22 protein-coding genes are annotated in these 26357 nt (G+C 67.0%); 6 read left to right on the top strand and 16 right to left on the bottom strand.

The window, feature by feature from the left end:
* Positions 1 to 18: 18 nt before the first annotated feature.
* Positions 19 to 279 (bottom strand): hypothetical protein, encoded by a 261-nt coding sequence (locus IV454_RS19370; RefSeq protein WP_206087410.1) that lies wholly within the window; start codon positions 277 to 279, stop codon positions 19 to 21.
* Positions 280 to 356: 77 nt separating this feature from the next.
* A complete protein-coding gene (locus tag IV454_RS19365) occupies positions 357 to 1613 on the bottom strand; it encodes a hypothetical protein (RefSeq protein WP_206087409.1) in 1257 nt (418 codons plus the stop codon).
* Positions 1614 to 2281: 668 nt separating this feature from the next.
* On the opposite strand from IV454_RS19365, the gene IV454_RS19360 reads away from it, so the two are divergent.
* Positions 2282 to 3118, top strand: coding sequence for a universal stress protein (locus tag IV454_RS19360; protein WP_206087408.1), 837 nt, complete (start codon positions 2282 to 2284; stop codon positions 3116 to 3118).
* Positions 3119 to 3142: 24 nt separating this feature from the next.
* On the top strand, positions 3143 to 3334 hold the full coding sequence (locus IV454_RS19355; protein WP_206087407.1) for a hypothetical protein: 192 nt from the start codon (positions 3143 to 3145) through the stop codon (positions 3332 to 3334).
* A gap of 28 nt (positions 3335 to 3362) precedes the next feature.
* Here the strand turns inward: IV454_RS19355 and IV454_RS19350 are convergent, their stop codons facing one another.
* Complete coding sequence (locus IV454_RS19350; RefSeq protein WP_206087406.1) at positions 3363 to 4601, bottom strand: MgtC/SapB family protein; 1239 nt, start codon at positions 4599 to 4601, stop codon at positions 3363 to 3365.
* Positions 4602 to 4931: 330 nt separating this feature from the next.
* On the opposite strand from IV454_RS19350, the gene IV454_RS19345 reads away from it, so the two are divergent.
* The 4 genes from IV454_RS19345 (at position 4932) to IV454_RS19330 (ending at position 9819) form a co-directional block, all read left to right on the top strand.
* Positions 4932 to 5318 carry a TraR/DksA family transcriptional regulator gene (locus IV454_RS19345; protein ID WP_206087405.1) on the top strand — a complete coding sequence of 129 codons (387 nt, stop codon included), beginning with the start codon at positions 4932 to 4934 and terminating at the stop codon, positions 5316 to 5318.
* Between the two features lie 161 nt (positions 5319 to 5479).
* The gene (locus IV454_RS19340) at positions 5480 to 6211 is read left to right on the top strand and encodes an ABC transporter ATP-binding protein (protein WP_282961351.1); all 732 of its coding nucleotides are present in this window, start codon (positions 5480 to 5482) and stop codon (positions 6209 to 6211) included.
* A gap of 13 nt (positions 6212 to 6224) precedes the next feature.
* Positions 6225 to 8597 (top strand): ABC transporter permease, encoded by a 2373-nt coding sequence (locus IV454_RS19335; RefSeq protein ID WP_206087403.1) that lies wholly within the window; start codon positions 6225 to 6227, stop codon positions 8595 to 8597.
* A gap of 1 nt (position 8598) precedes the next feature.
* Positions 8599 to 9819, top strand: a complete 1221-nt coding sequence (locus IV454_RS19330) for an efflux RND transporter periplasmic adaptor subunit (RefSeq protein ID WP_206087402.1) — start codon at positions 8599 to 8601, stop codon at positions 9817 to 9819.
* On the opposite strand, the gene IV454_RS19325 is transcribed toward IV454_RS19330, so the two are convergent.
* The 13 genes from IV454_RS19325 to nosZ all read right to left on the bottom strand — a co-directional run bounded on the left by IV454_RS19325 (position 9816) and on the right by nosZ (position 26213).
* Positions 9816 to 12182, bottom strand: coding sequence for a phosphoketolase family protein (locus IV454_RS19325; RefSeq protein WP_206087401.1), 2367 nt, complete (start codon positions 12180 to 12182; stop codon positions 9816 to 9818). The genes IV454_RS19330 and IV454_RS19325 overlap by 4 nt on opposite strands.
* Complete coding sequence (locus tag IV454_RS19320; protein WP_206087400.1) at positions 12175 to 13386, bottom strand: acetate/propionate family kinase; 1212 nt, start codon at positions 13384 to 13386, stop codon at positions 12175 to 12177. Before IV454_RS19320 ends, IV454_RS19325 begins: the two co-directional genes overlap by 8 nt.
* Before the next feature lie 121 nt (positions 13387 to 13507).
* On the bottom strand, positions 13508 to 15022 hold the full coding sequence (locus tag IV454_RS19315) for a thymidine phosphorylase family protein (protein WP_229521721.1): 1515 nt from the start codon (positions 15020 to 15022) through the stop codon (positions 13508 to 13510).
* On the bottom strand, positions 15019 to 16380 hold the full coding sequence (locus IV454_RS19310; RefSeq protein ID WP_206087398.1) for an MBL fold metallo-hydrolase RNA specificity domain-containing protein: 1362 nt from the start codon (positions 16378 to 16380) through the stop codon (positions 15019 to 15021). Before IV454_RS19310 ends, IV454_RS19315 begins: the two co-directional genes overlap by 4 nt.
* A 106-nt stretch (positions 16381 to 16486) precedes the next feature.
* Positions 16487 to 16909 carry a hypothetical protein gene (locus IV454_RS19305; protein ID WP_054267344.1) on the bottom strand — a complete coding sequence of 141 codons (423 nt, stop codon included), beginning with the start codon at positions 16907 to 16909 and terminating at the stop codon, positions 16487 to 16489.
* Between the two features lie 96 nt (positions 16910 to 17005).
* Complete coding sequence (locus IV454_RS19300) at positions 17006 to 18070, bottom strand: FAD:protein FMN transferase (protein WP_206087397.1); 1065 nt, start codon at positions 18068 to 18070, stop codon at positions 17006 to 17008.
* Positions 18071 to 18112: 42 nt separating this feature from the next.
* Positions 18113 to 18568 carry a c-type cytochrome gene (locus IV454_RS19295; RefSeq protein WP_206087396.1) on the bottom strand — a complete coding sequence of 152 codons (456 nt, stop codon included), beginning with the start codon at positions 18566 to 18568 and terminating at the stop codon, positions 18113 to 18115.
* A gap of 34 nt (positions 18569 to 18602) precedes the next feature.
* Entirely contained in the window at positions 18603 to 19112 is a 510-nt protein-coding gene (locus IV454_RS19290) for a nitrous oxide reductase accessory protein NosL (RefSeq protein WP_206087395.1), read from the bottom strand.
* The gene (locus tag IV454_RS19285; RefSeq protein WP_229521720.1) at positions 19097 to 19933 is read right to left on the bottom strand and encodes an ABC transporter permease; all 837 of its coding nucleotides are present in this window, start codon (positions 19931 to 19933) and stop codon (positions 19097 to 19099) included. Before IV454_RS19285 ends, IV454_RS19290 begins: the two co-directional genes overlap by 16 nt.
* Complete coding sequence (locus IV454_RS19280) at positions 19917 to 20828, bottom strand: ABC transporter ATP-binding protein (protein WP_206087394.1); 912 nt, start codon at positions 20826 to 20828, stop codon at positions 19917 to 19919. The genes IV454_RS19285 and IV454_RS19280 overlap by 17 nt, the downstream gene beginning before the upstream one ends.
* The gene (locus tag IV454_RS19275; protein WP_229521719.1) at positions 20818 to 22080 is read right to left on the bottom strand and encodes a nitrous oxide reductase family maturation protein NosD; all 1263 of its coding nucleotides are present in this window, start codon (positions 22078 to 22080) and stop codon (positions 20818 to 20820) included. Before IV454_RS19275 ends, IV454_RS19280 begins: the two co-directional genes overlap by 11 nt.
* Positions 22077 to 24278, bottom strand: a complete 2202-nt coding sequence (locus tag IV454_RS19270; RefSeq protein ID WP_206087393.1) for a 4Fe-4S binding protein — start codon at positions 24276 to 24278, stop codon at positions 22077 to 22079. The genes IV454_RS19275 and IV454_RS19270 overlap by 4 nt, the downstream gene beginning before the upstream one ends.
* A 12-nt stretch (positions 24279 to 24290) precedes the next feature.
* Positions 24291 to 26213, bottom strand: coding sequence for a TAT-dependent nitrous-oxide reductase (nosZ, locus tag IV454_RS19265; RefSeq protein ID WP_206087392.1), 1923 nt, complete (start codon positions 26211 to 26213; stop codon positions 24291 to 24293).
* Positions 26214 to 26357: the final 144 nt, after the last annotated feature.

Below are 26357 nucleotides of genomic sequence, written 5' to 3'. Positions count from 1 at the left end.
TGGGGAGACGGCCGCATCTTACCCTAAATGTAAATGATTCTCAATACGATCGTTGAGTAAAATATATCCTTTAGAAGGATTTACGTTCTGTACGGAAATTTTGTTATCGTGGTCAAACCTCAATGTCAGGGCCAGGACCAAAGCCGAAGCGCCGCCTGCGGGTCCGTCGCCTGAACCGGCGGTGCGCAGCCGGCGCGAATTATCCAGAGAGACAGATGCGGCGCTGTCCGCATCGATCTCGACATGCATCGTGCGTGTGCTTGTCCTGGCAACGATCATGGGTTTTCAGCAGTCGGTAACAAACGCTTTAACTGCTTGCCGACCGTGCCCCCTGCGACATGCACACATCAAGGTTCTCATGGATCGATCAGGTTCGAGCAGCCACGCAAGCACTCGGCGTACTCACGAACGCACTGCTGAACACGCTTGTGGCCGGGCAGGCGGGAATCACTTATGCATTGGTCGCGTGTACGCCTGCATTGCGCTTGACATTCTTGGCGCTTGTTCAAGCGCGTGTTGACCGACACCGTGGCCGTGTCGCCGTTGCTTCCCATGGACTGAACCGTGATCGACAGGGAATTCTTCGTGTCGATAAACGGCGCCTCCCCGGCGAAGTAGCCGATGTGACCATTGGTTTGCCGAACCAGGTAGGTGTCCTGGTCGGCGCGCCACTCTCTCACCACCACCTCATTGCGCACCACGGCACGGTCGTAGCCAGTGGAGCGGTGGTATTCGACGAGATAGCGGACATCCCCGGGTAGCGCGACCACGACTGCCATTGTTCCGGGCCGTTGCGGCTCACTGACGGGTATCAAGTTGTAGGTGGTGATCTTGCGACCGCGGTCACTGGTGACCAGGTTGTTGGCAATCCGTCCGGCAGGTACCCAGTTGAGCAGACTGCGGTAGGCCATGTTGAGCGTCGGGCCGGCAAAGCCGTGGGTTCCGCCCGGCGGTTGATAGGAGCGCTGTCCACGATTGAAGCTCATGATGTCCCACGGATCGTTGTACACGTCCTGAATCGGCGCGCCCCATACATGGTCGTCCGCCGCGTTGTCGGGCAGGTTGTGCGTATGCCGGTTCAGGCCCATGGCGTGTATCATCTCGTGCTGGAAGAACGCGATGACCTCGCCTGCGTTGCCGACAATCCCGTTGCCGACCGAGCCGGCATCGGTTTCGACGTTGATGATTGCGATGGTGCCCGCCCATTGGCTGGGATCGACGGGTGTACCTTGCGCCTTCAAGCTGGCCACCCCGGCGTCGATGCACTCGGCAAGCGTCAGGTGTCGCGTCGGATTGCTGCGGGCTTTCAGATCAGCACTGTTGACGTTCAGCCGAAACCAGCCGAAGACCCTGGACCCCTTGACGCTCACCTTGCCGAAACTCATCTCCTTGAAATAGGCATCGAGCATGTCGGGATTTGCAGGGTCGAACAGCTCTTGGTAGTACGCCGGCGCATGCGGCGCCGCGCTGTTGTCGGACGCCTGGCACAGGAACATCAGAAATGCGCCTGGTTCAGCAGGGACGATAGGCTGCGCGTGAGCCAGGCTCGCGGCCAAGGCGATGACTAAGGCGTGGGTCACGCGCATCCACAATAACGAACTAAGAATTTTCATGTCTGTTTCTCCTTGAAAAACGAATGACGACTCAAGCCTGACCCTCAAGCCCGGATGTGGCGGACACCGAGATCCAGCCGAACGTGCGCGCGTCGCATGCTGCCCGATACCTGGAGACCATGGACACCGGCATCGCCAGTGACTGCAGACAATCTCGGCGTCGGCAAAGCTGCCGACAATAGCGGTTATGGAACATTGGTGCTATAGACTCAGCCCGGGAAACCATTTGGAAACTCGTGATACTTTTAACAAAATTCGCTCTGAAATTAAGATTCTGCGTAGTAATACCCTCAATATGTTTTAAACGGGTTTTCCGGCTCTGGAAGATTAATCATGTGATCAAGAACGGTGGCACAGGTACGAGAAAGTCAACGATGAGCTCGAAAAATTCGACTGATTGGAGCGCGCCGCGCAGCCGTGATTCCCCACATTCAACGGAGAGCGCGGCCGTGGCCGCAAACGCGGTATCGCTGCGCTGGCGCTCGGCCGGCATCGGCGCACAGCGCCCGGTTGCATGCGGCGCCAGGATGCGTCAGCGCCAAGCCGGCGCTCACATTCTGCTCGGCATGGCCGTGAATGTGGCGCTACTTGATGCACATCATATGGAGATGCGAGTGGCAGGGCGTAAATTGGATGCGCTGTCCTGTCCACATTCCAAGGAGCTGACGATGTACAAAACCATAGTAGTCCATGTCGATGCGAGCGCCAGGCTGGCCGCGCGCGTGGAAGCTGCCGCACGCCTGGCCATCGCGAATGACGCCCATCTGGTCGGCGTGGCGCCGACCGGACTGTCGGCATTCATGTTTCCGCTGAGCGCCATGGATGCGGGCATGCCCCCGATCGCATTCCCGATCGAAGAAATCCGTGCCGAGGCCGAGCGTTCGCTGGACCTGTTCGACGGTTACGCTCGCCGGGCCGGGGTGGATGCGCCCGAGCGGCTGCTGGTCGACGAGGAAATCGGGGCCGGCCTGTGCCTGCGGGCCAGGTATGCCGACCTGCTGGTCATCGGCGCGCCGCTAGACGGCGCCCCGGGTCCCTTGGGGCATCACGATGTCAGCGGATACGTGCTGCTCAACTGCGCCCGGCCGGTGCTGGTAGTGCCGGCCGCCGGGACCATCGGCCCGATCGGACAAAGGGTGACCGTGGCATGGAACGGCAGCGTCGAGGCGGTGCGCGCCGTCACCAGCGCGCTCGCCCTGCTGCAAGGCGCCGCGCAAGTGGATCTGGTCGTCGCCGGCAAGAACGACCGTCCGGACCTGCACGGCGAACAGCCCGGCGCCGACATCGCGCTCTACCTGGCACGGCACGGCGTCAAGGTCGATGTGAGCGTCATCCAGGGGGGCGACGACGATGGCGAGGCGCTGCTGTCCTTCGCCGCCGAAAAAGGTTCCGACCTGATCGTCATGGGCGCCTTCGGCCACTCCCGTGTCCGCGAGTTCGTGCTCGGCGGCGCGACCCGCACGGCGCTGCGCTCGTCGCCGATACCGCTGTGGATGGCGCATTGAATCCGGCACCATGAATCAAGCCGATTGAAGAGCGCCCTGCTGTACTTCATCGGCACCTGCTTCGACGACGAGGAGGCCAGGCGCAGCGCCACGGCCTGGCTCGACATCGACCCGGTGCCGGTGAAAGCGATCCTGGCCAGGATCACGCCGCACATGCGCCGGATGGACGACGCCGACACCGGCTTGTGGCAAACGGTCATGCATTTCTACATGTAGAGATCGCCCCCGTGGTGCCATGCGCGAATCACGGGGCCAGCAGCCAGAACGGCAGCCAGGCCGCCAGCAACACCAGCGCCAGGCTCGCATTGACGCGCACGGCGAACTGGCGCCCGCCCGCCAGCGCGCCGGCGGCCTTGCTGATCATATTGGTCGTGATCCCGAGCAGCACGGCCAGCAGGGCGGCACGCGGCGTGGCGGCAGCGCCGGCCAGCAGCGACAGGGCCGAGCCGGCGGCGGCGTGCAAATCGAAGAAACCGGCCAGCGCGGTGCCGCTGAACAGTGCGCCGCTGCCGAATTGCGCATTGAGCCAGGCCAGTACCGACGTCGCCGCGCTGAGCAGCAGCGCGAACAGCGCCGCCTGGCGGATGTCGAACACACGGCCCGGGGCCGGCGTGCCGGGCGCGCCCCCCTTCTGCCCCACCAGGCTCAGCGCACCTAGCGCCAGCGCCGCGCACAGCGCGCTCGCCAGTACCGGCGCCAGCTGGCGCAGATAGGCCGGCGCGACCGTGATGGCGATCACCCACAGCAGCGCGAAGGTGGCCACATTCGACAGCAAGGCCGCCGCCACGCACGCCTGGCGCAAATCGGGCTCTTTGCGGCAGCGCGCGCCCATCGCGGCAATGGTCGCCACGCTGGAGACAAAGCCGCCCGCGAAGCCTGACATGGCCAGGCCCAACCGCGGCCCGGCCAGGCGCAGGCCGATGTGCGCCGCCGCCTGGATGCCCATGATCAGGATCACCAGCGACCACAGGGTTTTCGGGTTGACGCCCAGCAGCCACGCGCTGCCGGCGTCGGGCAGCAAGGGCCTGACCACCAGCGCCGCGCCGGCGAAAAACAGGCCGTCGCGCACTTCGGGCCCGGTCAGGGTGGTGCGCGCGAAGTGATGCAGCGGGCCGCGCAAGTACAGCAGCGCCGCGACGACGACGGCGGCGCCGGCCGCCACGCGCGGATTGTCGATCGCCGCGACCCCCAGCAGAAAGCTCAGGAACAGCGCCAGTTCGGTGGTCACCCCGGGCGCTGGCGAACGGTCGCGCCAGTAAGCGACCACGCTCAGGGCCACCACCAGCAGCCCGGCCACCAGCACCAAGGCACCGTCCAGCGCTTGCGCCAGCGCGCCGGTGAAGGACACCAGCGCGAAGCTGCGCACCCCGGCATAGGCGCGCGCCGGCCCGCTTCCCTTGCGGCGTTCGCGGTCGATCCCGATCAGCAAGCCGCAACCGGTGGCGACCGCCATGCCGGTCAGCGCCGCCGTCGTCAGCAGCATGGGCGGGATCGGCTGTGAAGGGCTGAGGCGCCACACACCGGCTGGGCGCCGGCACCATGGTCGTCACCCTGCAAGAGCGCGCGATTGCTTACTGTCATGGGCTTATCCTTGTTGTGAACGCCACCTGCCGCGGCGGCGCCATGATACCGGCCGGCGCCCGTTTACGCGAGCGGCATGCCGGCGCCGCCATCGCCCCCGCACCCTGTGGATTGTACAGTTGTACAGTAATTTGATGTGCATCAAGCAGCCGGGCTGACTTTGAGCGCGCCCGCCAGTACAGTGAGTGTCACAGCGCGCGCGGCACGCCGATCTTTTTTCCTGGAGCCTATCTTGCATCACCTCACCGACGACGACATCAAGCAGTTCGACGCGCAACTGCGTGGCCAGCGCGACGCCGTGCAGGCCGCCATCGCCCAGCGCCTGCACCAGGCCGGCGACCCGGACCAACTGGCGCTGGCCAATCATTTCGCGGACGTGCGCGAACAGGCCGAGGCGGACTTGCTGGGCGACACCGACATCGGGCAACTGCAGCTGGAACTGGCCGACCTGAAGGCGATCGACGACGCGCTCGCGCGCATCGCCGGCGGCGCCTACGGCGACTGCGCCGGATGCGGCGCGCCCATCGCACTGCCGCGGCTGCGCGCGCAGCCGGCGGCGCCGAGGTGCCTGACCTGCCAGGAAGCGCTCGAAAAGCAGCACCCGCCCGTGTCGCGCTGACAGCGGCGGCGCTCGCGGTTGTCGAGCCACACCTTGGATGCGCATCATTGACCGGATGGCTGCGCGGCGCCTACAGTGAATGCGGATCTATCCACACCATCAGGGACAAGCATGGCAATCGCGATTCATGTCAAGCACAGCGCGCCCGGCGCAGGCCCGGCTTGAGCCGCGCGCATGCCGGCGCGGCCGCGCTGCCCGTGTTTCGCATCCGCCGCCTGTGCAAGACCTACGGCGCCGGTGAACTCGCGGTGCGCGCCTTGCGCGATGTCGACCTGGACATCGCGCACGGCGAATTCATCGTCCTGCTGGGCGCTTCCGGCAGCGGCAAATCGACCCTTCTCAACATCCTTGGCGGACTCGATACGGCCAGCTCGGGCCAGGTCCTGTTCGGCGAGCAAGACCTGAGCGCCGCCGGCGAGGCTGGCCTGACCGAGTACCGGCGCCGCCATGTCGGCTTCGTGTTCCAGTTCTACAACCTGATTCCCAGCCTGACGGTGTGGGAAAACGTAGCCCTGGTGACCGATATCGCCAGCGCGCCGATGCCGGCCGACGAAGCGGTCGGGATGGTCGGCCTGGCGGCCCGCCGCGACCACTTCCCGTCCCAGCTGTCCGGCGGCGAGCAGCAGCGCGTGGCCATCGCGCGCGCCATCGTCAAGCGCCCCGCCGTGCTGCTGTGCGACGAACCGACCGGCGCGCTCGACTACGCCACCGGCAAGCTGGTGCTCGATGTCATCGAACGCATCAATCGCGAACTGGGCACCACCACGATCGTCATCACCCACAATGCCGCGATCGCCGCCATGGCCGACCGCGTCGTCAAGCTGGGCGACGGCACCATCCTGAGCGTGGAAAACAACGCCCACAAGCTCAGCCCTGCGCAACTGTCATGGTAGCGCGGGCAATCGCATGCGCATCCTGAACCGCAAACTGCTGCGCGACCTGGGCCGCATGTGGAGCCAGGCGCTCACCATCGCGCTGGTGGTGGCGAGCGGGGTCGGCGGCTTCATCACTAGCCTGTCCGCAGTCGATTCGCTGGAACTGGCGCGCGACCGCTTCTACGCCTCGGCGCGCTTCGCCGACCTGTTCGCCGGCGTCAAGAACGCGCCCCTGTCGCTGGCGGCGCGCCTGCGCGAGGCGCCGGGCGTAGCCGATGTGCAAACCACCATCGAACAGGTGGTGCGGATCGAGGTCGCCGGCGTCACCGACCCCCTGCTCGGCCAGCTGATCGGGGTCGACCGGCGCCACCCGCCGCGCATGAACCTGGTCTCGGTGGCCGCCGGGCGCGCCCTGCGCGCGGCCGGCCCGGTGCGCGCCGACGCCGAGATCGAAGCGCTGGTCTCGGAAGCGTTCGCCCAGGCGCGCGCACTGCGTCCCGGCTCGCGCCTGCGCGCGCTGATCAACGGCAAGCAGCGCAGCTTGCTGGTGGTCGGGATCGCGCACAGCCCGGAATTCATTTTCGCCGGCCTGTGGGGCATGCCCGACGCCCGCGGCTTCGGCGTGTTCTGGGTCGAGCGCGAGGTGCTGGCGGCGGCCTACGACATGGAGGGCGCGTTCAACCGCGCCGCCTTCACCCTGGCGCCAGGCGCGCCGGCGCCACCCGCCATGGCCGCCATCGGCGCCATGGTCCAGGCCTACGGCGGGCGCGACGTCATCGCCCGCGCCGAACAGGTGTCGCACGCGATGCTAAGCAACGAAATCGCGCAGCAGCGCGTGATGGGGACGATTTTGCCGGCCATCTTCCTGGGCGTCGCCGCCTTCCTGCTCAATGTCGTGGTGGCGCGCATGGTCTCGACCCAGCGCGAACAGATCGCTACCCTCAAGGCGCTCGGCTACGCCAACGCGGCCATCGGCGCGCACTACCTCAAGTTCGTGCTGCTGATCGTCGGCGCCGGGCTGCTGCTGGGCATCGCAGTGGGCAAGGAACTCGGCTACCTGCTCACCCGCCTGTACGCCGAGTCCTTCCACTTCCCCACCTTCGAGCACCGCCTGGCGCCCGGTTTACTGTTGCTGAGCGCGGCGACCACCATCGCCACCGCCTGCGCCGGCACCCTGCACGCGATCGCGGCCAGCGCCCGCCTGGCGCCGGCCGAGGCGATGCGCGCGCCGGCGCCGGCGCACTTTCGCCGCACCCTGCTCGAACGGCTCGGCATCACGGCGGCCGGCCCGGCCTTGCGCATGACCTTGCGCAATATGGAACGGCGCCCCGTGCGCAGCCTGATGGCCAGCGCCGGGGTGGCCGCCGCCGTGGCCATCATCATCATGGGCAATTTCTTCCGCGACGCCATCGCCGTCGTGATCGACAACCAGTTCACCCTGGGGCTGCGCGGCGACATCGTCATGTGGACCGCCGAGCCGGTCGACGACAGCGTCCGGCTCGCGCTGCGGCGCCTGCCCGGCGTGCGCCATGTCGAGTCGCTGCGCTATGCCAGCGTCAGCGTCGGCAACGCCCAGCGCCGCGAACGCACCATCCTGCGCGGCTACGCCGGGCGCCCGGAACTGTACCGCGTGATCGACATGGGACAGCGCGAAACCCTGCTCGAGGGGCGCGGCCTGGTGCTCACCGACCGCCTGGCCGACAAGCTCGGCCTGAAAACGGGCGACCCGGTCCGGATCGAGGTGCTCGAAGGGCGCCAGCGCACCCTGCTGGTGCCGCTCCAGGCCACGGTCGATGAAATGTTCGGCCTGAATGCCTACATGGAGCGCCGCGCCCTGAACCGCCTGCTCTCCGAAGGCGACCTGAGCACAGGCTTCGTGATGTCGGTCGAGCCGGGTGCGGAAGCGCAGGTACTGGAAGCGAGCAAGGCGCTGCCGCGCATCGCCGGCGCCTGGAGCAAAAACACCATGCTCGCCAACATGGAAGACATCACCGCGCGCAACGTGCGCGTCATGAGTACGATCCTGACCACCTTCGCCGCCATCATCGCGGTCGGCGTGGTGTACAACAATGCCCGCATCGCCCTCTCCGAGCGCGCCTGGGAACTGGCCAGCCTGCGCGTGCTCGGCTTCACCCGGGCCGAAGTGTCGGCCATGCTGCTCGGCGAAATGGCGATCGTGGTCGGGCTCGCTTTACCGCTCGGCATGCTGCTGGGACGGGGCCTGGTGGGATTGATCGCCGAACTGATGAAGTCCGACCAGCTGCATTTTCCGGTCGTCATCCAGGCCGGCACCTACGCATGGGCCGCGCTGGCCGTGCTCGCCACGGGCGTGGCCAGCGCGCTGGTGGTGCGGCGCCATATCGACCGCCTCAATCTGGTCGAAGTCCTTAAAACCCGGGAGTAATATGATTGCACGACGCTGGATCTACACAGCCGTAGCGGCGGCCGCCCTGGCCGCCGTGCTGGCATGGGCCTTCGCCCCGCGCCCGATCGCGGTGGAAACCGCGCTGGTTGCGAGCGGCCACTTCGAGAGCGCGGTCGAAGACGATGGCAAGACCCGCCTGGTCGACCACTACCTGGTGTCGGCGCCGCTGGCCGGCCAGCTGTCACGGATCACCCTGCGCGAAGGCGACCAGGTGGCCGCCGGCGCCGTGGTGGCGCAGCTGCGCCCGGCGCGGGCGCCCTTGCTCGACGAACGCAGCAGGCGCCAGCAGCAAGCCAGGCTGGCCGCGGCCGAAGCCCAGGTCGGCGCCGCCGACGCCGCGCTCGCGCGCGCCGGGATCGCCCTGCGCCAGGCGCAGCACGATTTTCTGCGCGCCGAGCAGCTGGGAATGGCCGGCTTCGTGGCTGCGAGCCGGCTCGACAGCGAGCGGCTGGCGGCGCAGGCGGCGCAAAAGGAACGCGACAGCGCGGCCGCGCAGCGCCAGGTCGCCCTGCACGAAGCCGAGCAGGCGCGCGCGGCGCTCGACGGCGCCACGGGCCAGGGCGGCGACGCCATGTTCGCGCTGCGCGCCCCCGTCGGCGGACGCGTGCTGCGCGTGATCCAGGCCAGCGAGGCGGTGGTCGCGCTCGGCGCGCCGCTGCTCGAACTGGGCGACCCGGACCGGCTCGAGGTGGTGGCCGAACTGCTCACGGCCGACGCCATCCTGGCCCGCCCCGGCACGCCGGTGCGCATCGACCGCTGGGGCGGGGCCCCGCTGGACGGGCGGGTGCGGCGGGTGGAGCCGGCCGCCTTCACCAAGATCTCGGCGCTCGGGGTCGAGGAACAGCGGGTGCGGGTCTTGATCGACCTGCTTGATGCGGACGCGCGCGGCGCCGGCCTGGGGGTGGCCTACCGGGTCAATGTGCGCATCATCACGTCCAGCCTGGACCGGGTGCGCAAGGTACCGGTCAGCGCCGTGTTCCCGCTGCCGGGAAAAAGCGGCGCCGACCATGCCGGCATGGGCGTGTACCTGGTGCGCGACGGCCGCGCGCACCTGACGCCGCTGCGCCTCGGCGGGCGCAACGATGCCGAAGCATGGGTGCGCGACGGCCTGGCCGAGGGCGCGCAAGTGATCGTCTACCCGCCGGCCCAGCTGCGCGACGGCGCCAGGGTGCAGGTGCGCGAGGTGGCCCGAGCGCGCTAGGCGCCCGGCCCGCTCCAGCGCCACTCGAGAATTTCCGGCAGGTCGATGCCGTATTGCTCGATATGGCGCCGGTGCGCGTCGAGCCTGGCCGCCACGAACTGGCGCGCCGCCTCGCGCGCGGGGGCCAGCGCCGCCACCCGCTCGACGATGGCGGCGAACAGGTGGAAGCGGTCGAGCCCGTTGAGCACCGTCATGTCGAACGGGGTGGTGGTGCCGCCCTCCTCGCAAAACCCGTGCACGTGCAGATTGGCGTGGTTGGTGCGGCGGTAGGTGAGCCGGTGGATCAGCGCCGGATAGCCGTGATAGGCGAACACGACCGGCTTGTCGACGGTAAACAGCGCGTCGAACTCCGGGTCCGTCAAGCCGTGCGGATGGGCGTGCGGGGGCGGCAGGGTCATCAGGTCGACCACATTGATCACGCGCAGCCTGAGGGCCGGGAAATGCTGGTGCAGCAATTGCGCCGCCGCCAGCGCTTCCAGCGTGGGGACGTCGCCGGCGCAGGCCAGCACCGCGTCCGGCTCATCCGCGCCGGCGCTGCCGGCCCACTCCCACACCCCGATCCCGCGCCGGCAATGGGCGGCGGCGGCATCCATGTCGAGCCATTGCTCGGCCGGCTGCTTGCCGGCCACGATCACATTGATCAGGTTACGGCTGCGCAGGCAATGATCGGTCACGGCCAGCAAGGTGTTGGCGTCGGGCGGCAGGTAGACCCGCACGATCCCGGCTTTCTTGTTGAGCACATGGTCGATGAAGCCGGGATCCTGGTGGCTGGCGCCGTTGTGATCCTGGCGCCACACGTGCGAGGACAGCAGGTAGTTGAGCGAAGCGACCGGGCGGCGCCAGGCGATGCCGTTGGCCGCCTTGAGCCACTTGGCGTGCTGGTTGACCATCGAGTCGACGATATGGATGAAGGCTTCGTAGCAGGAAAACATGCCGTGCCGCCCGCTCAGCAGATAGCCTTCGAGCCAGCCCTGGCACTGGTGTTCGCTCAGCATTTCCATCACGCGCCCGTCGGCGGCGATGTGCTCGTCGCCCGGCAGGATCTCGGCCACCGAACAGCGCTGGCTCACTTCCAGCACCGCATCCCAGCGGTTGGAGGTGGTCTCGTCGGGGCTGAAGAGGCGGAAATTGTGCATGTTCGCGCGCATCACCTCGCGCAGGTACTGGCCCTGCACCCGGGTCGACTCGGCGCGCAGCGCGCCAGGCGCGGCGAGGCTGAGGGCGAATTGCGCCGGATCGGGCAGCACCAGGTCGCGCAGCAGCGCGCCGCCGTTGGCGCACGGGTTGGCGCTCATGCGGCGCGGGCCGGCCGGCGCCAGCGCGCGCAGCGCCGCGCACGGCGCGCCGGCCGCGTCGAACAGCTCGGCCGGCGCATAGCTTTGCAGCCATTGTTCGAGCAAGTCCAGGTGCCCGGCGCGCTCCATGTTGGCGATTGGAACCTGGTGCGCACGCCAGGTGCCCTCGTTCGGCTTGCCGTCGACCTCGCGCGGGCCGGTCCAGCCCTTGGGTGAGCGCAGCACGATCATCGGCCAGCGCGGCCGTCCGCCAAAACCGGCGCTGCGCGCTTCCTGCTGGATAAGGCGGATGCGCGCCAGCACGGTGTCGAGCGTGTCGGCCATCAGGCGGTGCATGGCGGGCGCATCGTCGCCCTCGACGAAGAACGGCTCGTAGCCGTAACCGCTCATGAGCGCGGCCAGTTCCGCGCGCGGGATGCGCGCCAGCACGGTCGGACCGGCGATCTTGTAGCCGTTCAGGTGCAGGATCGGCAGCACCGCCCCGTCATGCACCGGGTTGAGGAACTTGTTGGAGTGCCAGCTGGTCGCCAGCGGTCCCGTTTCGGCCTCGCCGTCGCCGACCACGCAGGCGACGATCAGCTCCGGATTGTCGAAGGCGGCGCCGTAGGCGTGCGCCAGCGAGTATCCCAGTTCGCCACCCTCGTGGATCGAGCCCGGCGTTTCCGGCGCCACATGGCTGGGAATGCCGCCCGGGAAGGAAAACTGCTTGAACAGGCGCCGCATGCCGTCCGCATCGCGGCTGATGGCCGGATAGACTTCGCTGTAAGTGCCCTCCAGCCAGGCGTTGGCCACCAGCCCGGGGCCGCCGTGGCCGGGACCGGCGACATACAGCACCGACACATCGTGCGCCAGGATGGCGCGGTTCAGGTGCGCATAGATGAAGTTCAGGCCGGGCGTGGTGCCCCAGTGCCCGAGCAGGCGCGGCTTGAGGTGGGCCGGCGCCAGCGGCGCGCGCAGCAGGGGATTGTCGAGCAGGTAAATCTGTCCGGCCGAGAGGTAATTGGCGGCGCGCCACCAGGCGTGCACGCCGTCCAGGGTGGCCGCGCTGGCCGCGCCGGCCTCACTCATGGCCGCCCTCCCCGCGCGCGCCCAGCCAGGCGCGCGCCTCGGCGGCCAGCATCGCTTCTTCGTCGGTGCGCATGACCCGCACGCTCACCCTGCCCGACCGGTGCGAGATGAGCGCCGCGCCGGCCTCGTTGGCGCCGGCATCGAGCGCCACGCCCAGGTGCGCCAGGCCGGCGCATACGCGCGCGCGCACCTCGGCCGCGTGCTCGCCGATCCCGCCCGCGAAAATGAGGGTGTCCACGCCATCGATGGCGGCGGCCATCGCGCCGATGGTCTTGCGCGCCTGGTAGCAGAACATGGCGACCGCCTCGGCGGCCCGGCTGTCGAGCGCCTGGCTGGCGAGCAGCACGCGCAGGTCGGCGCTGGTGCCGGAAATGCCAAGCAGGCCGGACTGGTGATTGACCATGTGCTTGAAGCCCGCCGGGCTCATCTGCTCAGTGCGGGCCAGGTGCCAGCCCAGCCCGGGGTCGAGGTCGCCCGCGCGTGTTCCCATCATCATGCCGCCGGCCGGCGTCAGGCCCATGCTGGTATCGCGGCTCAGTCCATTCTCGACGGCGCTCACGCTCGAGCCGCCGCCAAGATGGGCGATCAGCACCTTGCCGGCCGCCGCCTGTGGCCCGGCCACGCGCGCCAGTTCGCCCATCAGCCAGGCGCAGGACAGGCCATGGAAGCCGTGGCGCTTGACGCCGAGCGCCTGGTAGCGGCGCGGAATCGCCAAGGCCGCGGCCTGCGGCGCCATGCTGGCATGAAAGGCGCTGTCGGAACAGGCGAGATGCGCGCTGCCCGGATAATGGCGGCGCAATACCTCGATCAGGTGCAATTCCTGCGGCAGATGGTCCGGTTCGCCCGGCGCGGCCGCATACAGTTCAGCCAGCATGGGAGAGTCGATCGCCCGCGTCGCCGTCGGGCCGGGTCCGCCGCAGACCACCCGGTAAGCGATCGCCGCCAGCGCCGCCGGGGGCAGGCGCGCAGCCAGCCAGTCGACCAGGACGTTGGACGCGGTGACATGCTCGGGAATGGGGAAATGGCGGGTGAAGGTGTCGGCGGCGCCGCCCTGCACCGCAAAGACGCTGTGCTTGCCGCCAATGTCGCTGAGCGCGCCCCGGAAAACCGGCTCGCTTGCCGGGCCGGACTGAAACAGGGCGAACTTGATGCTGGACGAGCCGGCGTTAATTGCCAGCAAATTGGCCTTATCGGGGGAAAACATGGCGCTCCTCGGGTTGATCGATGCGGCGGCGGGGCGGGTGCGCCGCGCCGGCAAGTCCCATCATAGGGCGGAACGTTTTCCCGATTCCTTGATACAAATCAAAAAGTTGCGGCACACCCCATCATGACGGCGCATGGCGCCCGATTGTCACCAGTTGCGCTTGTGATTGTGCATAGGCAAGGGCATACGCGAGCTCGCCGGCCGATTCGGCGTGCACGGTCAGCAAGGGTTGGGCGGCGGCCACCTCGTCGCCCAGCCGCACGTGCAGGTCGATCCCCGCCGCCGGCGCGCCCGGCGCCCCGGCCAGCATGGCCAGCCGTGCCAGGCGGCCATTGTCTATGGCGGCGATGCGCCCGCCGTGCGGCGCGCCAAGCACCCCGGTGCAGCGGGCCTGCGGCGGCGTGCGCATCCCGCCCTGGGCCGCGCAAATGGCCTGGAACCTGGTCCAGGCCACGCCGCTGGCGAGCACGGACGCCGCCAGCGCCAGGCCCTGCCCGGCGCCGGCCTTGCCGCCCATTTCCAGCACGATGCCGGCCAGACGCAGCGCGCGCTGGCGCAAGTCGTCCGGCGCCGCCGGGTGGCCTTGCAGCACGGCCAGCACGTCGCGCGCTTCGAGCGCCGGCCCGATCCCGCGTCCGACCGGCTGCGCGCCGTCGCTGGCCAGCGCGACCACCGCCAGGCCGCACGCCTCGCCCACGCCCTTCAGGCGCGCCGCCAGCGCGGCCGCGGCCCGGCGCGAGCGGACCTTGGCCGTGGGCCCGACCGGGATATCGATCAGCACATGGGTCGACCCTGCGGCGATCTTTTTCGACAGCACCGAAGCGACCAGCAAGCCTTCGCTATCGATGCCGAGCGGGCGCTCGACCCGGATCAGCAGATCGTCGGCCGGGCTGAGCGCGACCGACCCGCCCCAGACGATGCACCCGCCCTCGCGCCCGACCACGGCCTTCATCCGGGCAAGGTCGAGCGTGACCGGCGCCAGGGTTTCCATCACGTCGGCCGAGCCGGCCGGCGAGGTGATGGCGCGCGACGAGGTTTTGGGAATGAGCAGCCCGCACGCGGCGACGATCGGCACCACCAGCAAGGTGGTGCGGTTGCCGGGCAAGCCGCCGACGCAATGCTTGTCGACCACGACCGGACTATCCCAGCGCAATTGCTGCCCTGCCGCGGTCATGGCGCGGGTCAGGGCGATCGATTCGGCCAGGTTCATGCGTTTGCCGGCGCACGCCGTGATGAAGGCGGCCAGCTCGATATCGGCATAGCGGCCGGCGCAGATATCGTCCACGATGCCGGCGGCCGCGGCCGCGTCGAGCCGATCGCCGGCGATTTTGGCCCTGACCGCCGCGAACGAGTGCAGCGGCGCCGGATGGGCGAGCTGGACCGGCTGGCCCGGGAGCGCCCCCAGCGCGGCCCAGGCCGCGTCGGACAGGCCGATCTCGCCCTCGCCCAGCAAGGCCGGATCGACCACGTTGAGGGTGGCCACGAGGCACCGCGCGCCGCAGCGCAGTTCGATGCGCGCACGCGTGCCGAAGCCTTCCGAACGGCACAGCGCGCAATCCGAACGCAGGTAGGCGACATGCTCGCGGTCCGTATCGATGCCCAGGCGCCTGGCGTTGAGGATGGCGGGCGGCCTCACGCCAGCGTGACTTCGTCGAGATAGCCCGGCACTTCGCACGGCCAGCCGAGCTCTTCCCCGATGCGGCGGCGCAGGGCGTCGGCGGCGGCGCTTTCGCCATGGGTGATGAAGGTGCGCCGCGGCGCGCGCCGGAGATGGGACATCCAGCCGATCAGTTCATCGCCATCGGCATGCGCCGACAGATTGGCGATCTGCGCGACCCGGGCGCGCACGGGTACGTACTGCCCATGGATCTTGATCGACGCGCAACCGGCCAGCATCAGCGCGCCGCGCGTGCCGCCGGCCTGGAAACCGGCGAACAGGATCGTGTTGCGCGGATCGGGGGCGAACGCCTTCAAATGGTGCAGGACACGCCCGCCGGTGGCCATGCCGCTGGCCGCCACGATGACCATCGGCACCTGGCGCTCGTTGAGGGCGATCGATTCCTCCACGCTGTTGACGATGGTGGCGGCGTGACGCATCGCGAAGCATTGCTCGTGGCTGAGGCGGTGGCAGTGCAAGTGCTTCTGGTACAGCGCGGTCGCATCGGCGGCCATCGGGCTGTTCAGGTAGACCGGCAGATGGGCCGGGATCGCGCCCTGTTCCTTCAGGCGGTGCAGGTCGTACAGCAGCGCTTGCGCGCGCCCGACCGCGAACGCGGGGATGATGGTGACGCCGCCGCGGGCGACGGTGTCGCGGATGGTCTGGCCGAGCAGAAGCAGCGGATCGGCCGGATCGTGCCGCTTGTCGCCGTAAGTCGACTCGACCACCAGGAAGTCGGCCTCGGCGATGGCCGCCGGCGCGACCATGAGCGGGTCGTTGGGACGGCCGAGGTCGCCCGAAAACACGACGGTTTTTCCGGCGCAGCGCACCGATACGATGGCCGCGCCCAGGATATGGCCGGCCAGCGCCAATTGCCCTTGCAGCTCGCCGGCGATGGCGAACGGCGTGTCGAACGGCACCGGCGCGAACTGGCGCAGCGCGCGCACCGCGTCGGCCTCCGAATACAGGGGCAAGGCCGGCGCATGTTTGGAAAAGCCGTGGCGGTTGGCGTAGTTGGCTTCCTCTTCCTGCAAGCGCCCGCTGTCGGGCAAGAGGATCTTGCACAGGTCGAAGGTGGCCGGACTGCAAAAGATCTTGCCGGTGAATCCATTTTTCACCAGCAGCGGCAGGTAGCCGCTATGGTCCAGGTGCGCATGGGTGAGCACCACGGCGTCGATGCCGGCCGGCGCGACCGGAAACGGGTGCCGGTTGCGCAAGCGCAGTTCCTTGTGCCCCTGGAACAGGCCGCAGTCAACCAGGATGTGATGGGTCCCGGATGTGAGCAGGTATTTTGAACCGGTCACGGTGCCGGTCGCGCCAAGGAATTTCAGTTTCATCACAAACCTTTCCAGAGTGAATACTGGAATATCGATGAGTTACCGAGCAAATACCTTGACGCAAATCAAAACTGACCAGATTCAATCAGGCAGGTGTGGGCGGCGCTTAGTTCAGCAGGATAGCCTTGCGGTACGGCGCCATCGGCGGACGCGGGAACTGCACACCGGCGTAGGTACCGCGGAAGCACGCCGCCTTGGCGTTCTCGACATCGGTCATGGTCTTGGTGACTTTGCCTTCCGCATCGAGAACCAGCACGATCGTGACCGGATACTTCGACTTGCCGTGGCAATTGTCTTTCTGGTCGAGCTTGTGCGCATTATTGAAGGCGATCGATTCGTTCTCGTATTTGGTCGCTTTCGCGTTCGGGAACTGGGCATTGAACTTGGCCATTTCGGCCGAGAAGTCCGGATTCTTCGGCGACGGCGCTTCGACCGCATTCGGGTCGGCCTGCTTCGTTCCCGTGGTTTCGCAACCAGCCATCAGCACCGCGGCGCACAGCATTGATATTTTGATTAAGTGTTTACGCAAGTTATTCTCCGGTGGTTATAGTGGAACCAACAGGGCTGGACCCAGCCGCATGTTGTCGAACTGCTATTGTACCGGGAAGTAATCTTTCTTTCATTTTCATTCCCGCACGGAAACCAACTCAGGCTGTGCCCCGCCCTTTGCCTCCCGCGACGCCGCCAGCCGGGAGCGCATTGCCGCTGTCGTATGCACCGTGCCTTGCGCATCGATCAGCAACACCTCGGCCAGGCCCATCTGCGCGGCCATCGCTTCCCAGCCGGCCGGGCCGGTGATGAACAAGGGTTTCGAGTTGCCGTCCGAGCGCAAGCCGGCATCGGTGCCGCCCGATGTCACGATCGTCACGGACGCCACCAGGTCGATCGGATAGCCGCTGCGGGGGTCGATGATGTGCGGGTGGCGCTTGCCATCCTTGAGGAAATAGCGCTGATAGTCGCCGCTGGTGCCCATCGCTTCGTTGTCGCGCAGGTTCACTTGCGCCACGGCGCCGGCCGCGCGCGGGTCCTGGATGCCGACCCGCCACGGGCGCTCTCCCGGCTGGCCGATGGCGAGCACATTGCCGCCCACGTTGACCAGCGCCGCCTTGACCCCACCCTGGCGCAAGATCTGCGCGGCGCGGTCGAGCGCGTAGCCTTTGGCATAGCCGCCCAGGTCGATCATCACCGCCTCGTTGGTGCTCGAAATCGTGTTGCCCTGGTAGCGCAGGTCCGCCAGGCGCGGGCGAGCGTCGAGCCAGCGCCGGATCTCCTGGGCCGGCGGTGCCTGGGGTGCGATGTCGCTGCTCTGGAAGCCCCACAGCCGGATCAGGCGCCCGATGGCCGGGTTGAACAGGTTGCCGGAGCGTTCGGCCACCACGGTCGCCGATTGCAGCAGCGCGACCATCTCGGCGTCGGCGGTGAAGGGCTCGCCGCGCGCAATGGCATCGTTGAGCGAGGTGAGCATGCTCGGCTGCCAGGCATGGTATTTGTGGTGCAGCCGGTCGAATTCGTTCAGCACGGCGCCGCTGAGCGAATCCGCGCGTTCCGGCGAGCCGCCGTAGATGCTGATCTCGACCGCGGTGCCGAACACGTGCCCGCGCGTGCGATGGACCGTGTCGGCGCGCTGGCAGCCGGCCAGGGCCAGCAGGCACAGCGCCGCCGCGAGCAGTGTTGTTTGAAAGGCGCGCATGGCGTTCTCCATTGACTGGGCGAGCGTGCCGCCCTTCCCTCGTCAGCGCGCCTTGCTGAGCATGAAGTCGACCACCGACTTGATTTCCTCGTCCTTGAGGGCGGCGTTGCCGCCGCGCGGCGGCATCATGTTGAAGCCGTTCATGGCGTGGGCGTACAGCACGTCGACGCCCTTGGCGGCGCGCGGCGCCCAGGATGGCTTGTCGCCCAGTTTCGGCGCGCCCAGCACCGCGGCGCCGTGGCAGGAAACGCAGGAAGCCGCGTAGATTTTTTCACCGGCGGCCAGTTCGGCCGGGCTGGCGGCGGGGATGGAGGCCGCGGCGGCCGCAGCGGCAGGAGCGGGAGCGGGAGCGGGAGCGGCAGCCGGCACCGCGGCTGGCGCCGCTGGCACCGGAGCGTTCGCGGTCGGGCCGGACGCGGCGCCGGGAGCCGGCGCCTTGTCGCCGCAGGCCGCCAGGGCCGCAACGATCAGCAGGGACAGCAAGGTTGTGCTTTTCATGATGTACTTCCAGTTGTTATAGAAAATGGGGCAATCAATGGCGCATGTCGCCGGCGGCGTGGCCCGTGTCGAGCATCGCTGCCGTGATCTGGCTGTAGGGCAGTACCTTGCCGCCCTCGGCTTTGGCAAAAGCGTCTGCCTGCGCGGCATCCGAGAAGGCGCCGAAAGTCGGTCCCATCGAGCCCTGCTTCTTGCTGCCGACCACATACAGCGCATCCTTGGCGGCGATCCAGTGCCCGCTCGGCTTGTCCCACGAGGTCTTGCCCATGTCCTGCACGAACACGCCGGCGATCTGCCGCTTGTGTTCGGGCGCGAGCATCACCGTGAACAGTTCCATCAGGTCGCAGTAATAGTCGGCCTTGCCTTCGGCGTACTGGATCTGCGCCTTGGGACCGGGGAAGTCGAGCAGCACCATGCCATCGAGCGCGCAAGCCGTGTCGGCGGCCGGCTCCCGGGCGCTGGCGTTCATCGCTTGCTGGCTGCATGCGGCCAGCAAGCCGGCGGCGGCGAGGGCCGCCAGCAGGCGGTTTATCTTGAGGGGCATTTGAAACTCCAGTTGGCAAGTAAGAAGGGAATGACCACCCAGCCGGCCATGATGGCCAGCAGCACGGCCGGATCGGTCAGGCCGCCCGGCATCACCGTGGCCAGGCCGTACATGCTTTGCGCCTGCTCGGAGCTGAAGATATTGAGCAGCCGGAACACATCGGCGGGATTGAGCATCAGCAGTGCCGCGAAGGTGTTGCTGCCCAGGCGGCCCTGGCTCAGCACCAGCGCACCCATCAGAAGCAAGTCGAAAATCAGGACAAAAAAGAACCACAGGCCGATCGCCACCCCGCTGGCGCGCACGCGGTCGAGCGCGAGCACTGACACCAGCATCGAGATGCTCAGGAACGCCATGCCCATCAGGATGGCACTGCCGACGAAGCCGGCGTAGTGGTAGCCGTCGCGCACGGTCAGCTCGGCCGCCAGCGGCAGCAGGCCGGCTCCGAAGCCGAGCACGGTGGACATGGCCAGGGCGGCGGCCAGCCCGCAATACTTGCCCAGCAAAATCTCGAAGCGGGTGATCGGCATCGACAGCATCAATTCCAGCGAGCCGCGCTCGCGCTCGCCGACGATGGCGTCGTAGCCGAGAATGAGCGCGATCAGCGGCACCAGGTAAATCACCAGGCTAACCAGGCTGGCCACCGTCACGTCGATGCTGCGAAAACCCACCTCGCCCTGCTGCGATGCGCCAAAGTAGGCAATCGCCAGCGCGAACAGGGCGAAGATGACGGCCACCGCCACCACCCAGCGGTTGCGGATGCGGTCGCGAAATTCCTTGGCGGCGATCACGCGCACCTGGCCCCACTCAATGCGTGCGCTCATGCGTGCCTCCATAGCCAAGGAACAGGTCTTCCAGCGAGGGTTCGCGGATGGTCACGTCAAGCAGCATCGGGGCCAGCGCGGCCAGCACCGGCGCCTTGAGCGCGGCGGCGCAGGCGATGAGGGCGCGGTCGCCATCGACGATGACCGTCAAGCCCGCCAGATGCGCCAGTGCCGCCCCGGCCTTCTCGCCACCGCCGGGCAAGAGCTGCGCCTCGATATGGGACGGCAGCACCTGGCGCGAACGCAGCTCGGCCAGGGTGCCGAGCGCGGCCACCTTGCCGGCATCGAGGATGACGAGGCGGTCGACCCGGTCCTGGATTTCGGCCAGGATGTGCGAGGTGATCACGATGGTGGCGCCGCGCCCCTGCGCCTCGCGCAGGATGGTATAAAAATCGGCGATGCCTTCCGGATCGAGGCCGTTGGTCGGTTCGTCGAGAAAGATCAGTGCAGGGTCGCCCAGCAGCACTTGGGCAAATCCGAGGCGCTGGCGCATGCCTTTCGAGTAGGTGTGCAGGCGGCGCGTGGCGGCATCGGCCAGCCCGACCCGGCGCAGCACGCGGCCGCACTCGGCGCGCGCCACCTGCTTGAGGTCGGCGAACAGTTGCAGCACTTCCAGGCCGGAGAGGTTGTCGTAGCTCACAAAGCTTTCCGGCAGATAGCCGATGCGGCGCCGCACCTGGCGAAACTGCGCGCTGCCGGTCGCCACGCCACCCACGCGCACCGCGCCGGCGCTGGCCGGCAGCAAGCCGAGCATCAGCTTGAACAAGGTGCTCTTGCCGGCGCCGTTATGCCCGATCAGGCCGAACATTTCGCCCTGCGCGATGCTCAGCGACACATTGCGGATCGCCTCGACCGGGCCGAAGGATTTGCTCACCGAATCAAGTTCAATGGACATGTTTGTCATTCCAGCGATGCCAGTCAGGATTGTTGGGCCGCATGCGCGGATGGGCGTCGACCACGCTGGGCGCGCGCAGTACGGGAAACTGTTGCGCCACGAAGCGCAGGGTGCGCACCGAGGGGCTGGTCAGCAGCAGCTTGACCAGCGGATATTGCCAGTTGAGGCGGTCGACCAGGTCGCTGGCCTCGTAGGGAACGTCGCCGGCGCCATCGCCACCCTGGTCCCAGCCGTTGTATCCGCTCCAGTAATTGCCGCGCGTGCGGCCCCACTGGACGTCGCGCGCGGCCACGAACTTGACGGCTTCCTCGTTGCCGATGAAGTCGTTGCCGTCAACCGTGTTGTTCGAGGAACCGGCCGACAGGTGCACGCCGGTGCGGTTGTTGATGACGATGTTATTGCGCAGCACATTGAACTCGGCGTCGTAAATGAAGAAACCGCGCCCGTTGGCCGCCACGACATTGTTTTCGATCACGGAATCCTGGATGGTGCGCAGCATGATGCCGTGATCCTCGTTTCCCCAGGCCACGTTGTTGCGAACTATCAGGTTGCGCACTTCCATCAGCGCCAGCCCGCCCCGGTTCTGGTAGGACTCATTGTTTTCCCAGGTGCTGTAGTTGGTGTTCATGTAGTGGGTGCCGTAGCGCAGGTGGTGGATTTTGTTGCCGCGAAACAGGGCGTGGCGCGACAGGTCCACATAGATGCCGTCGCGCGCATAGCTGATGTTGTTGTCGATGACGTCCACATGGGCGCTGTTGAAGACCTGGATGCCGTTGCCGCGCGCGGCCGATTGCAGGTCGCGCTTGCCGGTGATGGTGTTGCCGGTGACGGTGGAATGGTCCGACTTGTCCAGCCACACGCCGAACAGGGTGTAGCTGAGCACGCAGTTGCGCAGCACAAAACGGTCGGAGCCGGGCACCACGTACACACCCGCGTTCTGGCGGTCGAGGTCGGTGCCGCTGTCGCGGATGATGAGCCCATCGATGGTGACGTCGCTGCTGCTTACCCGGATCACGTCGCCGCTGTTCCGGCCGCTGATGGTGGGGCGCTCCTGGCCGCGCAGGGTGAGGGGCTTGTCGATCAGCAGCCGTTCGTTGTAGAGCCCGCGCGCGACCAGGATCGTGTCGCCGGCCGATGCGGCGCGCACGGCGGCGCCGATCGATTCGCCCGCGCGCACTTGCAGCACGGCGGCGTTGGCGGCGCCGGCGCACAGGGCCAGCAGCGCGCCGAGGACGACGGCGCGCGCACTCAAGGAGGCTCCCCTTCCGATGGCGTCGCCTTGGCCTTGAGCGCGCCACGCACCGCATCGAGGGAAATGAAATAGCCGCCCGCATTGATCGGTGTGAGCGCGTCGCCATTCTTTTCGCGCACTTTGCGTTCCTTGACCAGCGGCGGGCAGGCATGGTCGTCGTAGTACAGGATCATGCAATCGAGGCACAGCATGCATTCCATCTGGTCGATGCGGCCGGCGCTGTCGATCGCATGCGAGCCGCAGCCGGCCGCGCAGGCGTGGCAAGTCTGGCACTCGGCCTTGCGCTTGAGGCCGAACAGGCGGAATTTGCCGGGAATGGCAAGTCCGGCGCCCAGCGGGCACAGGTACTTGCAATAAGGGCGCTCGCTCAGGAAAGACCAGCCGAGAATCGCGCCGATGAAGATCCAGAACGGCCAGCTACGGTTCCATACGCCGACGATGAAGGTGGTCTTGAACGGTTCCACCTCGGCCAGCCGCTCGGCCATCTCCATGGAATAGAACGATACTAGCAACAGAACCACGAAGATCGCGTATTTGATCCACTTGAGCTTATCGTGCAAGGGTTTGGGCAGCAGCTTCTGGAAGCGCGCCAGCCCGACCGCCTTGCCGAGGCTCAATGCCAGCTGCTGCAGCGATCCGAACGGGCACAGCCAGCCGCAAAAGACGCCCCTGCCCCACACCAGCACGCTGACGATGATGAACCACCAGAACAGGAAAATGAAGGGATCGGACAGGAACAGTTCCCACTTCCACTGATGAATCAAGGAATGGAACCACGTCAGTACCTGGGTGATGCTGGGCTGGGCCTTGAGGTAAAAGCCGAGGAACACCACGCTGACCAGCCACAGCACGTGGCGCGGCCGCGAAATCCAGGGCTTGTGCTTGCGTTTCGACGCGCGCACCAGCTTGTCGCGCTGCGAATACATGAGGGCGGTGAACGCCAGGGTCAGCAAGAACAGCACGATCTGGACGGTTTTACTCTTCCAGATGGCGCGCCAGGTCGCCTCCGGCTGGACGATGTGCGGGCGTCCGCCTTCCAGATAGCGCGCCGGCAGCCAGTACGGCGCATTGAAGTGGACGAAGGTCTTGGCGCCGCTTTGCGGGTCGGCCTTGTTGGCGAGAAAAGTCAGCTGCCAGGGCCAGGCGGGGTTGAAGTTGGCCGAGCGCACGATGAACACGGCCGATTCGGTAAACGCCGGCGCGCCCGGGGCTTGGACGCCATACAGGTTCAGGTAATCGGTATCGCGGAAGGTAAAGCTTTGCGGGTCCTGGCGCACCTGGATGCGGTCGTAGATGCCGCCGCGCACGAAACCCGAACCCTTGAACGAGGCTTCGCCATTGGCGATGATAAAGATGGCTTGCTCGTCCGGCTTGAGATCGGCCATCAGGCGCTTGTAGACCGGCTCGCCCAGCAGGCTGATGCCCACCGAGGGCACGTTCATGTGGCCGAAATACATGTCGATGTAGGCGGCGTCGCCCGCCAGCCCGACCTCCTTGCGCTGCAACGGGAAATGCACCACGCTGCCCTCGTCCAGCAATTGCCGCCAGCTCAGGCGCTCATCGAGCGGGGTGTAGCGCGGCGCCGGCCGCACTTCGCCCTTGAAAATGCCGACCTGGCGCCCGATGTCGTAGGCGCTGCGCGAAATGACCTGGTTTTCGGCGATGACGGTGACGGTGGCGCCGCTGATCGCGTCCAGCCCGACCGTGCCGCTGGCTTCATCGCCATGGCCGATTTCGAGCTTGGCGTCGCCGGACTTGCCGATGTACTGGCCGATGAATTTGAGCAGGGTCGATTCGGCGATCCCCGCCAGCAGAATCGGCTCCGAATGCTTGAGCACGCGCACGCCGGTGATGATGCCGTGCGTGTCCATGCCGATCAGGGTCACGATGGGTTTACCGGAGTAAGCGGGAATGTCAACCACGTCGGTCGACAGGAAGACATAGCCGACCACCTTCTCGGCCTTGTCGGGCCCGACCGCCAAGGCCTCGACATAGCTGGGCCGACCCTTGCGCAACGAAAACTTGCTCGCTTGCGGCATGACATCGCGGCAAGGCGCTTCGGCGCACAGGTCGGGGCCATGCAGCAGTTGCTGCGACAGCTCGGCCGAGTAGACCGAGGCGCGCGCCGGCCCTGCCGCCAGCAACGATGCCAGAAACAGCCAGGCAAACAGGCGCAGGTAGAGGGCCAGGGCGCGCATCGGTGGTCCGGCTTACGCTTCGACCAGCAGGCGGCTGCGCATTTCCAGGTGCAGCGCGTGGCAGAAGTGGGTGCAGTACACCCAGTATGCGCCCGGACGGTCCGCCTTGAAGGTCACCGACTTGGTTTCCTGCGGGTTGACGATGAAGTTGATGTTGAACGTCGGAATGGCGCAACCGTGGGTCAGGTCTTCCACCTTGTCATGGTTGGTCAGGGTCAATGTCACCTCGTCGCCGACCTTGACCTTAATGACCGGCATGCTGAACGCTGGTGCCTGCGACATCAGACGCACCTGCACCTTGTTGCCCTTGCGCTCGATACCGGCGGTTTCCGCCGTGACCGCGTTGGGGAAGTCGGTCATGGTGTGAATCTGGCGCGTCTTGACCACGTCGCGGCGCACGATGATGCCGTCGTGCGGTTCCGGATACGCGGTATGGTCGGCCAGCAGGCTCATCTTGGCGCCGCTGATGTCGATCAGCTGCTCGGTTTCGCAGTGCAGCGGGCCGACCGGCAGGAAGCGGTCTTTCGAGAACTTGTTACCCGAGTTGAAGTACTTGCCGTCGGCTTCCTTGGTCTCGCCCATCGAGGCGTAGCCGTGGCCCGGCTGGTAATGCACGTCGATACGGTCGAGCACCACCTTGGCCGCCTTGTCGCCCTTGAACTGGGCAATCGATGCGTCCACGTTCCATTTGACCACTGCGCTGTCGAGGAACAGCGAGGTGAAGGCATTGCCCTTGCCGTCGAAGGCGGTGTGCAATGGGCCCAGGCCCAGTTCCGGCTCGGCCACCACGCAATCGCGCGGCAGCTTGACTTCGCCGCCGAACCAGGCCAGCACCTTGCTCAGTTCGATCACGGTGGCGGTCGGCGACAGCTTGCCGGCGCACACGAAATACTTGCCGTCCGGGCTGGCGTTGACGCCGTGCGGGTTCTTACCGACCGGCACATAGCAGGTGACCGCGGTGGCGGGGTCGGCGTTGGCTGCCTTGCGTCCATCGACCACCGGCACCTTGGAGTTGCCGATGGTGGTGGCCTTGCCATCCTTGATGGCTTGCTCGATGCGGGCCACGTTGAAGAATATGCAAGCGTCGCGCTCGGCCGACATCATGCCGGCCAGGTCGACGCCGCCCTCGGTGTTGTACTGGGTGGCGGCGGCCAGCTTGCCGTCATAGGACGTCGCGACCAGCTCCATGTTGCCGTCGATCCGGCACTGCCAGCGCACTTCCATGCTGGCCGCGTCGACGCAGGTAAACAGGCAGCCCCATTTGGTCGGATCGTCCAGGTCGCGCCCATCGTTCGGCAGCGGCGTGTGGAATTCGGCGCCGCAGAAGACGCGCGTGGTGTAGTTGACGGCGGCGTCGACCGGGTCGCGCTTGTCCGGGAAAATGCCGTGGAAGCCCATCACATTGGGCAGGCTGGTGATCTTGTCGCACTCCATCGTATCCATGCGGATGCGGGCCAGGCGCGCGTTGATCTTGTCGTTGACGAACAGCCAGCGGCTGTCGTACGTGCCATCCTTGTAGCTGCCGTGCACGTGGTGGGTGTCGCCGGTGTTGTATTGCAGGCTGCCGTCGGCCTTGGTGCCGATGATCGCCTTCGATTCGTTGGTGATGCCCCAGCCGACCATGCAGTCCATATTGAAGACCGGGATGCGTTTCAGGGTGCGGCCCGACGGCAGGCCGAGCACGCGCACTTCGCCGCCGTGGCCGGCGCTGATGAAGGCGTAATAGGTATCGAGCTGGCCGGGCTTGATGTGGTCGCTGTTGTCGGCGGCCTTGGCCGGGACCGCCGCCTTGCCTGGCGCGGCTTCTTCCTTGCATCCCGTCAATCCGATGGTGGCGCCGGCGGTAGCCAGGCCCGCCAGGGCGCTCTTGCCGAGGAAGTCGCGGCGGCTGCCGACAATGGCGGGACTGGACGTTGCTGGGCTGTTCTTCTTCATGTTGTACTCTCCGGTTCTGGGCAAGGGGGAACGCTCCCCCTATCGCTGATTCGCGTCGACCTCGGGAAACGTATGCCGACTGGATAAGTTTAAAGACCGGGCCTGGCAGTGCCTATGCGCATCACGGTTGTGCGGGGCAGGGAG

The sequence above is a fragment of the Massilia antarctica genome (assembly GCF_015689335.1).
Lineage (GTDB): Bacteria > Pseudomonadota > Gammaproteobacteria > Burkholderiales > Burkholderiaceae_D > Telluria_A > Telluria_A antarctica.
Note: the sequence above shows the minus strand (reverse complement) of the source record. Positions and strands in the feature narration are given on the sequence as shown.

What these genes read in the sequence shown, in the direction of transcription:
- IV454_RS19330 (WP_206087402.1), top strand. Translation starts at nt 8,599, where the DNA reads ATGATTGCACGACGCTGGATCTACACAGCCGTAGCGGCGGCCGCCCTG.
- IV454_RS19300 (WP_206087397.1), bottom strand. Translation starts at nt 18,070, where the DNA reads ATGCGCGCCTTTCAAACAACACTGCTCGCGGCGGCGCTGTGCCTGCTG.
- IV454_RS19280 (WP_206087394.1), bottom strand. Translation starts at nt 20,828, where the DNA reads ATGTCCATTGAACTTGATTCGGTGAGCAAATCCTTCGGCCCGGTCGAG.
- nosZ (WP_206087392.1), bottom strand. Translation starts at nt 26,213, where the DNA reads ATGAAGAAGAACAGCCCAGCAACGTCCAGTCCCGCCATTGTCGGCAGC.
- IV454_RS19310 (WP_206087398.1), bottom strand. Translation starts at nt 16,380, where the DNA reads ATGAAACTGAAATTCCTTGGCGCGACCGGCACCGTGACCGGTTCAAAA.
- IV454_RS19335 (WP_206087403.1), top strand. Translation starts at nt 6,225, where the DNA reads ATGCGCATCCTGAACCGCAAACTGCTGCGCGACCTGGGCCGCATGTGG.
- IV454_RS19270 (WP_206087393.1), bottom strand. Translation starts at nt 24,278, where the DNA reads ATGCGCGCCCTGGCCCTCTACCTGCGCCTGTTTGCCTGGCTGTTTCTG.
- IV454_RS19360 (WP_206087408.1), top strand. Translation starts at nt 2,282, where the DNA reads ATGTACAAAACCATAGTAGTCCATGTCGATGCGAGCGCCAGGCTGGCC.
- IV454_RS19320 (WP_206087400.1), bottom strand. Translation starts at nt 13,386, where the DNA reads ATGTTTTCCCCCGATAAGGCCAATTTGCTGGCAATTAACGCCGGCTCG.
- IV454_RS19290 (WP_206087395.1), bottom strand. Translation starts at nt 19,112, where the DNA reads ATGCCCCTCAAGATAAACCGCCTGCTGGCGGCCCTCGCCGCCGCCGGC.
- IV454_RS19365 (WP_206087409.1), bottom strand. Translation starts at nt 1,613, where the DNA reads ATGAAAATTCTTAGTTCGTTATTGTGGATGCGCGTGACCCACGCCTTA.
- IV454_RS19370 (WP_206087410.1), bottom strand. Translation starts at nt 279, where the DNA reads ATGATCGTTGCCAGGACAAGCACACGCACGATGCATGTCGAGATCGAT.
- IV454_RS19295 (WP_206087396.1), bottom strand. Translation starts at nt 18,568, where the DNA reads ATGAAAAGCACAACCTTGCTGTCCCTGCTGATCGTTGCGGCCCTGGCG.
- IV454_RS19350 (WP_206087406.1), bottom strand. Translation starts at nt 4,601, where the DNA reads ATGCTGCTGACGACGGCGGCGCTGACCGGCATGGCGGTCGCCACCGGT.
- IV454_RS19285 (WP_229521720.1), bottom strand. Translation starts at nt 19,933, where the DNA reads ATGAGCGCACGCATTGAGTGGGGCCAGGTGCGCGTGATCGCCGCCAAG.
- IV454_RS19325 (WP_206087401.1), bottom strand. Translation starts at nt 12,182, where the DNA reads ATGAGTGAGGCCGGCGCGGCCAGCGCGGCCACCCTGGACGGCGTGCAC.